At 42.4% G+C, this 10,493-nt stretch carries 10 protein-coding genes; 5 read left to right on the top strand and 5 right to left on the bottom strand.

Annotation, left to right across the window (positions count from 1 at the left end; genetic code table 11):
• Positions 1–50: 50 nt before the first annotated feature.
• Positions 51–536, bottom strand: coding sequence for a glutathione peroxidase (locus I8748_RS26055; RefSeq protein WP_198127420.1), 486 nt, complete (start codon positions 534–536; stop codon positions 51–53).
• A gap of 137 nt (positions 537–673) precedes the next feature.
• On the opposite strand from I8748_RS26055, the gene I8748_RS26050 reads away from it, so the two are divergent.
• Positions 674–1,465 (top strand): pentapeptide repeat-containing protein, encoded by a 792-nt coding sequence (locus I8748_RS26050; protein ID WP_198127419.1) that lies wholly within the window; start codon positions 674–676, stop codon positions 1,463–1,465.
• 126 nt (positions 1,466–1,591) lie between these two features.
• Here I8748_RS26050 and I8748_RS26045 read toward each other — a convergent pair whose 3' ends face one another.
• A complete protein-coding gene (locus I8748_RS26045) occupies positions 1,592–3,046 on the bottom strand; it encodes an MlaD family protein (RefSeq protein ID WP_198127418.1) in 1,455 nt (484 codons plus the stop codon).
• 163 nt (positions 3,047–3,209) lie between these two features.
• Positions 3,210–3,992: an ABC transporter ATP-binding protein gene (locus tag I8748_RS26040; RefSeq protein WP_198127417.1), complete on the bottom strand. Its 783-nt coding sequence runs from the start codon at positions 3,990–3,992 to the stop codon at positions 3,210–3,212.
• Positions 3,993–4,085: 93 nt separating this feature from the next.
• Here I8748_RS26040 and I8748_RS26035 point away from each other — a divergent pair, with 93 nt between their 5' ends.
• Both I8748_RS26035 and I8748_RS26030 read left to right on the top strand, forming a co-directional pair.
• Positions 4,086–5,597: a phytoene desaturase family protein gene (locus I8748_RS26035; protein ID WP_198127416.1), complete on the top strand. Its 1,512-nt coding sequence runs from the start codon at positions 4,086–4,088 to the stop codon at positions 5,595–5,597.
• A 553-nt stretch (positions 5,598–6,150) separates the two neighbouring features.
• Positions 6,151–6,426 (top strand): hypothetical protein, encoded by a 276-nt coding sequence (locus I8748_RS26030; protein ID WP_198127415.1) that lies wholly within the window; start codon positions 6,151–6,153, stop codon positions 6,424–6,426.
• A 162-nt stretch (positions 6,427–6,588) separates the two neighbouring features.
• Here the strand turns inward: I8748_RS26030 and I8748_RS26025 are convergent, their stop codons facing one another.
• The gene (locus I8748_RS26025) at positions 6,589–8,274 is read right to left on the bottom strand and encodes a DUF3352 domain-containing protein (protein WP_198127414.1); all 1,686 of its coding nucleotides are present in this window, start codon (positions 8,272–8,274) and stop codon (positions 6,589–6,591) included.
• Positions 8,275–9,184: 910 nt separating this feature from the next.
• On the opposite strand from I8748_RS26025, the gene I8748_RS36335 reads away from it, so the two are divergent.
• Positions 9,185–9,280 carry a hypothetical protein gene (locus I8748_RS36335; protein WP_214662766.1) on the top strand — a complete coding sequence of 32 codons (96 nt, stop codon included), beginning with the start codon at positions 9,185–9,187 and terminating at the stop codon, positions 9,278–9,280.
• A gap of 129 nt (positions 9,281–9,409) precedes the next feature.
• Positions 9,410–9,670: a transposase gene (locus I8748_RS26015; protein ID WP_318781265.1), complete on the top strand. Its 261-nt coding sequence runs from the start codon at positions 9,410–9,412 to the stop codon at positions 9,668–9,670.
• Positions 9,671–10,086: 416 nt separating this feature from the next.
• On the opposite strand, the gene I8748_RS26010 is transcribed toward I8748_RS26015, so the two are convergent.
• Positions 10,087–10,493: endonuclease domain-containing protein (locus tag I8748_RS26010; protein ID WP_318781264.1), on the bottom strand; the 407-nt coding region annotated here is incomplete at its 5' end.

The raw sequence follows: 10,493 nt of genomic DNA, 5'->3' as shown, positions 1-10,493 counted from the left end.
CCTGCTCCCCTGCTCCCCTGCTCCCCTGCTCCCCTTCTCCCCTGCCTTCTTTATTGAGCTAATTCTCGCTCGATCGCTGCCACTAATTGCGAGTCGTTGGGTGAAACAGCACTCTTAAATCTGGCAACAACTTCTCCTTTTTTATTCACCAGAAACTTTTCAAAGTTCCAGGCGACATTGCCAGTCGGTTCAACGGCTTTGGTCAGGACGGCGTAAAGTGGATGCTGCTGTGAGCCTTGAGCATGTACTTTATCAAACAACTGAAAGCTTGTCCCGTAGCGGGTGGTGCAGAATTGGACAATTTCTTCGTTAGTTCCTGGTTCCTGTGCACCGTAGTCATTGCAGGGAAATGCCAGGATTTCCAGCCCTTGAGCGCGATATTTCTGGTATAGTTCCTCTAATCCTTTGTATTGACCAGTGTAGCCACAATAGGATGCTACATTGACAATCAACAGCACTTTGCCTCTATATTCGTTTAAGAGCTTATCTTTGCCTTCAATGGTTTTCACAGAAATGTCAGCGATCGTGGTACTCATATCAGGTCAATCAGAATTTTTTTGCCACTCCCGATCCTACGACGATTCCTGACAAATTTATCGAGAGATTTTCTAGGGTTCAAGCGACCATATAATACCTCTAAGGACTTAAAAACCAAAAATATACAGGCAAGGAGATGCAGCGACCATCACAAGAAATTTTAGCTGCCCTTAAAGCAGGGCAAGCCGTCAATCAGGAAGACTTTTACCAATTAGACTTTAGCGGTCTTGATATACAAAAAGGCAACTTGAAAAAAGCCAATTTGATTGGAGTTAATCTTAGTCAGGCAGATTTGAGTGAAGCCGATCTCAGCGAAGCTGATTTACGGGGAGCAGACCTGAGTAGAGCAATTTTGAAGAATGCCAACTTACAGGGAGCTTATTTATACCGAGCAAACCTGAGTGGGACAGATCTAAGCAGTGCCAATTTAGACGGAGCTAAGCTGCAAGTCTGCCGTTATGATAGTCATACTATTTTCCCGACAGGATTTGCATATAAAACTTCAGGAGCGATCGGCCCAGGTGCAAACTTAAATGGTGCTGCTCTCAACACTGCTAACTTGCGGAATGCGGATTTGCAGGGTGCTAATCTCTTAGGAGCCTACCTTGGTGGCGCTGACTTAACAGGAGCTAATTTACAAGGGGCGAAACTCAGCAGTGCGGACTTGCGGAAAGCTTTTTTAACCGGGGCTTACTTGCGAAATGCTAGGTTAAATAGGGCGAATCTGGCATATGTTGATTTGCGCGCAGCTGACCTGACTAATATTGAGTTTGAGCAGCTAGAAAGCATTGCTGGCGCAGATTTTAGCAAAGTGCAGGGACTTAGTGAAGAACATAGAACACGCCTACTCAGCTACTCTACACAAGAGTTGGATACTTGGAATTCATTTACGCGCACAACCACGCGGGCCAGTCTAGAAAGGGAATAGGGAATTGGGAATAGGGAATTGGGAATGGGGCATTGGGCATTAATTATTCTCCCTCATCTCCCTCATCTCCCTCATCCCCCTCATTTCCTCCTGCACCTCTGCACCCCTGCACCCCTGCACCATTCATTACTCAGCTTGTTTCCGTTCATTACTATAATTACGTAACTTTTGCAAGAGCTTTTCTTGAGATGAAATGGTAGTGACTGCACTGTTGGTAGGTTCAGGCTGTTTTTCAGCAGTTTCAACAAAAACAGTCGAAGGATTTATTGTGTAGGCGGGTAGAGGTTTTTCGTGAGATATAACTTGTTTGGTTGGTGCTGGGGTGGCAATAATAGTCTTTTGTTGATTGATCACAGCAGCTTTCATTGAATCTAGAGTAGCAGCTACCTTTACTTGCTCCTGCATCTGCTGTGTAGAAGACACTAAACCACTCAGGCCATTTACCAATTGCCGCAGATTTTGGCGGAAAGTCGGGTCGCCTGTCAATTCATCTAAATCTGATGTAATTTTTTGGGTGTTTTCAAACGTTAGTCTTGCTGAATCTAAGGTTTGTTGCAATAGCACTATATTTTTTGGATCGCTTAAACTTTTAGAAGCATCGCGTAAATTAGCAGAGGCTTGCGCTGCATTTGCTGAAAGAGTTTCAAAATTTTTGAGTAATTCTCCTTGGGTTAATCGATTGACAGCAGGTGATAGACTACTAACTGTGACGCGTAGTTGGTTGCTAGTTTCAGTAATATTGTTCAAAGCCCCAACTAGCGAAGACCGATTTGTAGTTACTAGGTTATCTAGGTTGTTCAACAAACGATTAGCTTGGCTTGCGGTTGTACTAAATTGACCTGCGGTGACGCCTAATTGATCCAAAGTTTTAGTACTGGATGCAGTAAGTTGATTTGTTGCCCGTTGCACCGAATTAGCAGTTGATGAAAATGTGTTTAGCTGTCGTTGGAAACTTTTGCTTAATGTTTGGAAATCTTGAGTAAGTGCTGCAATACCGGAAGCTGCTGCTGTTGAACTTTCCAGAACTCTATTGACTCTTTGATAAAATACGGGGTCACTAAATCTAGTAGCTAAATCAGTTGTACTACGAATAAGTTCATCAACACTAATTCCAATCTGACCTTTTAACCGAGAACCATTACAAACGATGAGGCTAGAATTACAATTTTTGTCGAGTGGTTTGGCGGTAATAGCCTCAGCAGCTAGTGATGTTTTTGGCGTAATATCGATAATACTTTCACTAATTAGTCCGCTCTGGTTTGCTTCAACTGTAACGTTACGGGGGATGACCAAATCTGGTGAAGTAATTTCAATTACTACATCAACAGCATTTGGTCTTGGTTGAATTTGCGAAATATTTCCGACTTTTACCCCACGATAGCGAACTGTGGAGCCTTTTTGCATCCCACCAGCATTGGCAAATTCAACAATAGCTTTATATGAACTACGAGCAGAGGTAAATCTATTTAACCATAGAAAAATCAATACAAATGTTCCTAGTCCCAGTAGCACAAACAATCCTACTGAACCTTCTCTCAATGTTCGCCTAGATACAAAGCGGTTTGTGATGATATCTCGCATGTTTTCCTCTACCCAACAACCAATTAAAAGTTAGGAGTTAAGAGTTAGGAGTTAGGAGTTAGGAGTTAGGAGTTAGGAGTTGATTTTAATTTATCATTGATAATTTTTCACTATTAACTACTCACTATTAACTACTCACTATTAACTCCTCACTGTTAACTTTCTATCCCACGACTTGAATGGGGCCTTGCACACTGCCACTCATAAATTGTTTGATTAATGGATGGTCTGTGCTGTCTATTTCACTAACTGTACCTTGCCACTGGACTTTACCTTGATAAAGAAACACTAATCTATCAGCCGTGCGACGGATGGTGCTATCTTGGTGGGTGACAATGGCATATGTACTACATACTCCTTGTGCTATTTGCAAGTGACGGATTAAATCTTCTATCACTGTTGAGGCAATTGGGTCAAGTCCAGCTGTTGGTTCATCGTATAGTAAAACTTCTGGGCTATCTTTAGGATTATCAGGGTTAGACATAATCGCACGGGCAAAACTGACTCGCTTCCGCATTCCTCCAGAAAGTTCAGATGGATAGAGATTGACTATCTCTGATAAACCTACCATTTCTAATTTTTCTTTAACTAGTTCATGAATGCGCGATCGCGGTAACTTAGAATGTTGATACAGTAAAAACCCTACATTTTCCTCCACTGTCAACGAATCAAATAATGCAGCCTGTTGAAATACCATACCGATGCTAACCGGATCAACTTGATCTTCAATTAACCCTTCTCGCCGCACTCCTTGTATGTAAATTTCTCCTTCATCAGGATTCAACAAGCCAGCTATCACCCGCAAAATCGTTGATTTCCCGGTTCCTGAAGGCCCAATAATCCCCAGTGCTTCTCCCCGGTAAATTGTCAAGTCCACGTTATCTAAAACTTTATTGCTACCAAAGGTCTTAGAAACGCCTTTAAGTTCAATTAGTGGTTCAGTCATTGGTTAAGAGTCAGTGGTCAGTGGTCAGTGGTCAGTGGTTAGTGGTAAATAAACAACTAACAACTAACAACTGACAACTGACAAAAAACAAAAATGCAAGATTTTGATGTCATAGTGATTGGTAGCGGTATCGGTGGTTTGTGTGCTGCTGGTTTACTAGCTCGTTATGGTAAACGAGTGATTGTTTGTGAAAGCCATACAATTCCTGGAGGCGCAGCCCACAGTTTTAGACGATGGGGATTTGAATTTGATTCTGGCCCCTCTTTCTATTGTGGTCTGACCAATGCTCAGAGTTTGAATCCTCTAAAACAGGTTTTGGATGTGCTTGGTGAATCTCTCCAAGTTATACCCTATGATCCTTTAGGACATTATCACTTTAGAGAAGGTACTTTTGCAGTTTATAGCAATGCTGAACGTTATCGAGAAGAAGTAGCTCAGTTTACGCTACAAGGAGCGAGAGAATTTCAGCGATTTGAACAACGCTTGCTAGGTTTGTATGAGGCGATGAAAGATATTCCCACTCTGTCGCTGAGATCAGACTGGCAAGTGATTCTGGTGTTGCTGAGGCGTTACTTGCCATCTTTAGCAAAAATGTTACCTTATTTGCCGCTTGTTGGGACTTCTGTGGGCAATGTGATGGATGCTACGGTGCAAGACCCTTGGGTACGGCGAGTTATTGACCTAGAATGTTTTCTCCTCTCTGGTTTAAAGGCACATGGAACAATTGCTCCAGAGGTAGCTTTTATGTTGGGTGAACGTTCTCGCGCTGGGGTTGAGTATCCCACAGGAGGCAGTGCGGCAATTGTCAAGGCTTTGGTGCGGGGTTTAGAACGCTGGGGTGGCAAGTTGCGTCTGGGATGCCACGTTGAGCAAATTCTGGTGGAGTCAGGCAAAGCAATTGGTGTGAGGTTGCAAAAAGGTGAAATCCTGAAAGCGCCTGTGGTGATTTCCAATGCGACGATTTGGGATACTTACAATCACTTACTCAATCCTGAAGATTTGCCCGCATCTTACCGCCAAGTTGCTTTAAATACACCAGCGGTTGCAAGCTTTATGCATTTACATTTAGGTATCCGGGCGGCGGGCTTGGAGAATTTGACAGGGCATCATGTGGTAGTTCACGATTCTAGTCAAGACTTGACGACACCTGGTAATACTTGCATGATATCGATTCCCAGTGTTTGGGATGCCACCCTGGCACCAGAGGGACATCATGTGGTTCATGGGTACACTCTCGAATCTTATGCAGGATGGGAAGGGAATGATGGGTATGAAGAGAAAAAACAATACAAAGCACAATCTTTATATCGCGCCCTAGAGCGAATTATCCCCGATATCCGAGAGCGTGTGGTGTTGGAACTGATTGGGACACCGCTGACTCACGCCCATTATCTACGACGGTATCAGGGAACTTATGGGCCTGCGATCACAGCTGGTAAGATGTTTCCTAGTACACAAACGCCCATACAAGGTTTATATCGCGTTGGTGATAGCACTATGCCGGGAATTGGCGTGCCTGCTGTGGCGGCATCTGGTATTTTATGTGCTAACACTTTAGTGAAAGTCCAGCAGACAGCAGAATTATTAAAAAATCTGGGGGTTTGATTGCTCGTTCTATAGACAAGAATAGCGCGCCTATTAATGAGTCCTATTAAATCTGAGTTCTGGCGATAAAAGTTTTGCTTTTCTATGTGCATATTCTATGTATTCGACGTAAAGAAAAAAGTCTTTAGTGCGGCTACTATTCGGTACGCTTAAAAGCTAACCGTCGAAAAATTTGCACATGTCTACTTTTTGAGGACAGCTTCGTTCAACGACGAAGTAAATTTATGCCGAACAAAGATTTAAGAAGATTAAGAGCAGTTTATGGGGTGAAATTCTGCCTGCCTTGAAATGGCTGAACTGAGATTGTGATATCAGTACTAATAGTAAGCTGGTTGAAAAGCAATAAGGTTCAGTGAAAAAAACTTATCTATTGAGGCAAGCTAGCAGAGTAAAGAATTAGTAAAGAATAATTCCTTTGTTTCAACAGGCTAAAGATTATCTTCGAGTTAACTAGATTTTGGTTAGCAAAGAAAATAATCAAAAACAATTGCTATCCTTTAAAAGGAAGGAATACAAATTATAGCGATCGCGTCAAATCGAGCGCTAATTATTTTTGCCTAAAAACAGCAAAAACTGCAAACTAAGAACTGAAATCATTCAAGTATCGGCTGATGGTTTTGGTGGCGGCTTGGTAGCAGGTTCACTGTTGGCTAGTCAGTTTACCCTTGGTACAAGTGCGACAACAGATACTCAGCGATTTATCTTTGACAACGCTACAGGGGCACTGTATTTCGACCAAGATGGCAATGGTAGTGCTTTTAGTCAAGTACAATTTGCACAAATCTACAGTGGCGCGTCACTAACCGAAAACAATTTTGCGATTGTTTAACAAGTCGCGGAACTTGGGATGAGGGGGATGAGAAGGATGAGGGGGATGAGGGAGTAGGGGGAGATAAGGGAAAATAACCAATTCCCAATTGCCCCTAATCCCCACTCCCTTCGGTCGTGGGGGCCCCGAGTTCCCCATTCCCCATTCCCCATTCCCCATTCCCTACTTTGCCGTATTCGGTTTGAGAGCCAACAACAACTCTAATTGACTGGTGGAATTGTTGGGGCTGGTAGCGGTAGCACTCACACCACGAATCGAACTTAGAATAGCACTGGCTTCAGGCGAGATAGATTGACGTGCCGCAGAACTATTAATTAGGGACGCGGTTTTTTCCATGTCTAAATAGAAATAGCCACCATTGGGCTTTTGCAAAGAACCAGTAACGGCTTTGAAGTTTTCACTATTTTCAAGAGATTGATTTTTGTTAGCTGTCAGGGACTCAGCAATGGGGCCACCAAGGGCTAAAAATACGGTGTCTTGATCTAGCCAACCATGAGCTAATAAGGCTCCTTGTTGGGGTATTTGCCATTCAGTTACGTTTTTACCAGCGATTTTTCTTTGGGTGATGTTAAGACTTTGTGTTTTGGCAAGATTATCCAGTTTGGTGAAAGTGGCTTCCGCAGTTTTGCGATCGCTAGTATCAAATACTAATGCTCCTCCAAAACCCAGGCTTGCTAGTATACCTTGATTAGATGGAATAGCACCAAAAGCAAATTCTCCATTCATCCAGTCGAAAACGTCTTTATCTAGGTCGATATTGACTATTCGCAGTTGTCCGCGTAGCTGTTGCACTATTTGCTGTAATTGTGGATTATCTTTCGACTGTTCTACCAAAGTAGACCAACTACGGTTGATATTTTTACCGTTAACCAATGCAAAAGTATCAATGGGAAACTGCCCCACTATATTAGCTGGAGTAGTTTGATATTGGAATTTGCTTGCTTGCGGATCTAAATTAGCGATCGCTTTCATCCGCAATCCTGCATCATCCACACCAACACCCGCTACCATCGATTTTACCTGTTTTAACTGTGCCAAGCTTTGTGGAGGTAATTGCTTTGCTTGGGGGCTTGCAGCTATGAATTGCTGTATCATACCTGCATAGTCTGGTATGTAAATCTGGGCTAAGGTATTTTTGACATCTACACCAATGCTGAGAATATTGCTTGCACCTTCTTTACTAGCAAAAGAAGGCTGTCCTTTAAATGTGTCAATGGCATTCTCTACAGCTTGCTTTTCGGGAGCTAATACCAAGTGACTATTATTTAATACTACACTATATGTTGATTTGCCATTTTCTATAGTTTCTGTAATTTTTTCACCCTTGTAGTCAGAGTCCTGGCTTTTGACGTTTTTTAGTCCTTTGAGTCTGTTAGCCAAATTAAAAGCGCTGTTTTTGTCCTTGATTCCCACTATCATCAGCATCTTCGGTTCCTGCTGTAATGTTATGGGCGGATTTGCTTGAGAAGGCACATTAAATTGTGCGGGTTTAGCTGGATTTGGTGGTAGCACTGCAAGCATCACACCACCAATCCAAGGTTTTATATCTTTTTCGTAAGAAATGTCACTGCCTTGAAAAAAATCTTTATTAAAGTCTTCTATACCTTTTGCTACTAACTTTTGGGCTTCTGGAGTGCCAAACTGCTGCAACTTTGCCCAAGCTTGTGGATCAGTGGTGACATAAGTTGCCATTAATGCTGTGGAAGGTACTAGCTTAGCACTGCCAAGAGCGTCTGAGCTAGTTCCAGAGGGGCCTCCGTTGAAATACATATAAGCAACTACACTGCCTGCTACGACTAAAGCAGCACCGACAGCAGGAATGAAAAACTTGGATTTACCATCAGACATTATTGTTGTCCTCTTTTCCTCAAATTGTCACCGAGGTGAGTAAAAACGTCACTGTAGAGTTCTCGGAACTCTTCACGAAAGCAGTGGGAAACTCTATCCCCTCAAAGGTGGTGAAAGACAGATCACTCCGCCGCTTGGGGCCTTTCAAAAACTCGATTCTGTAAGTGGCGTAGAATTTTTGATCATTTACACAAATTTATCGGTAATTACTGAAAAATCTAGTAGTTATACATAGGATGAAAGAAGGTTCTCATAAGAATACTTCCACGTCTTGAGGGGAAAATCCGCAAATGGTGTGTTGTTAATTTCAAAATCTCATGATTCTTAGTCTTTTCTACTTGAAGTAGAATCGCCCTGATACAATAATCTGCGATCGCTTAATACCAATTCGCAATTGCAAGAACACAATTCACAATGCGGTAACGGTTACACGACTTGCGGTAATGGTTCCACAACTTAGTGTAACGGTTACACGACTTGCGGTAATGGTTACACGACTTGCGGTAATGGTTACACAACTTGCGGTAACGGTTCCACAACTTAGTGTAACGGTTACACGACTTGCGGTAATGGTTACACAACTTGCGGTAATGGTTCCACAACTTAGTGTAACGGTTACACGAATTGTGGTAACGGTCTTCGTCAACTTATATTTTGCATTAGTGACGATAACCGCCTCAGAATGAATTATGAGGCTAATAGCGGAACTCAGCTAAAGCTGACGTGAGTTCGATAGATTTTGAAGAACCCCGCTTCCATTCCTCTCCCTGAAGCGGGGAGAGGCTTAAAAACCTTATTCTTCCGTATCAATGTGTAGATTTTTTGCCCCTTCCCTTGTAGGGAAAGGGTTAGGTTCCGTCGAACTCACGTTAAAGCTGACTGAATAAGAATTTTAGTTCACGGTTATGATTTGGTAGTAGATTACAGTCAACAGCCAGTACCAGCCTTGTCAGAAGCTGATGCAGCTTGGGCGGATGCACTGTTGCAAGAGAATGGTGTAGAGTAACAAAAGAATCTATAAATATTTGAACTAACTAAGTATACGGTATCAAAAAGATTAATTGCCTGGGAATTTTTCTTTGGCGGCTAATAAATAGTGCTGCAATATTAAAAATTTTCAAGAGTACTTTTTGACATGTTTATTCTCAGAACTCTGAGAATAAACATGTCACGAAATCACGAAGAATGCCTTATTTTACTTGAGCAAATTCGTTGGAATGGAAAGCCAAAATGTCCATATTGCGGTTCAAATAACGCCACCAGATACAAGAATGAGCATAGATATCACTGTAACGAATGCTTTACTTCATACAGTGTTACAGTGGGTACACTTTTTCACAAAACCTATTTCTTTGGTTCAGTATTCTGTAAGCAAATTTTTAGGCAGGAAAGTTGAAACTGCATATCCTCAAGTCGGCTTTCCAAAAAGGTAATACGTGATTTCATTAAGCTAATTTCTTGTCGAGTGAGATCCTGATTAATTTCATGGATTAGCTGCTTTTGAAAAAAGTTAAACAGCCATTTAAAAGGTATAATAGCTGACTGGATAAGGTTGAAAACAATCATCGCTTGAAAGGTGGTAAAGAATATCAATATAAATAGTATTGATTTAGCACTAATAATTCACTACCGCTAACTAGGACACCATGATGTTATTCATTCAACTACATTCAAAAGCCAAAGTTATAAATTTATAAAACACCTGTACTATTCGATCGCACTTCCTCACCAAAAGCGATCGCCCACACCCCCAAAACCCACACAATAATTAGCCCCCTCCTCGCTTGCGGGGAGGGGGTTGGGGGTGGGGTTCTATCTCTGCAACCAACTAGCAATAACCTCTAACACCCCCTCCATCCTCTCCAGAACATCCTCATTTCTAAATCGCACAACCTCCAACCCCAAACTTTGCAAAAACTCTTGACGTATAGCATCTTCAGCTTGGGTGTAGTTGTGAATTTCCCCGTCCACTTCCACCACCAACCGCGCTTCATGACAGTAAAAATCGACAATAAAACGGTCAATAGTTTGCTGACGGCGGAACTTAAAACCCAAAACTTGCTTATGTCTCAACTTCTCCCAAAGTAGCTTTTCTGCTGGAGTTGGTTCACACCGCATCTGTCGCGCCAAGGGTTTGAGTTTTTCCCAAAGTTGAGGTGGGGTTTGCCAGACATGGGATGGAACCCCACCCCCTAACCCCCTCCCCGCTTGCGAGGAGG

It is taken from the genome of Amazonocrinis nigriterrae CENA67 (assembly GCF_016056305.1).
GTDB lineage: Bacteria > Cyanobacteriota > Cyanobacteriia > Cyanobacteriales > Nostocaceae > Amazonocrinis > Amazonocrinis nigriterrae.
Note: the sequence above shows the minus strand (reverse complement) of the source record. Positions and strands in the feature narration are given on the sequence as shown.

Coding starts and splice junctions, on each gene's coding strand:
- I8748_RS26050 (WP_198127419.1), top strand. CDS start 674: ATGCAGCGACCATCACAAGAAATTTTAGCTGCCCTTAAAGCAGGGCAA.
- I8748_RS26045 (WP_198127418.1), bottom strand. CDS start 3,046: ATGCGAGATATCATCACAAACCGCTTTGTATCTAGGCGAACATTGAGA.
- I8748_RS26035 (WP_198127416.1), top strand. CDS start 4,086: ATGCAAGATTTTGATGTCATAGTGATTGGTAGCGGTATCGGTGGTTTG.
- I8748_RS26055 (WP_198127420.1), bottom strand. CDS start 536: ATGAGTACCACGATCGCTGACATTTCTGTGAAAACCATTGAAGGCAAA.
- I8748_RS26025 (WP_198127414.1), bottom strand. CDS start 8,274: ATGTCTGATGGTAAATCCAAGTTTTTCATTCCTGCTGTCGGTGCTGCT.
- I8748_RS26040 (WP_198127417.1), bottom strand. CDS start 3,992: ATGACTGAACCACTAATTGAACTTAAAGGCGTTTCTAAGACCTTTGGT.
- I8748_RS26015 (WP_318781265.1), top strand. CDS start 9,410: ATGTTTATTCTCAGAACTCTGAGAATAAACATGTCACGAAATCACGAA.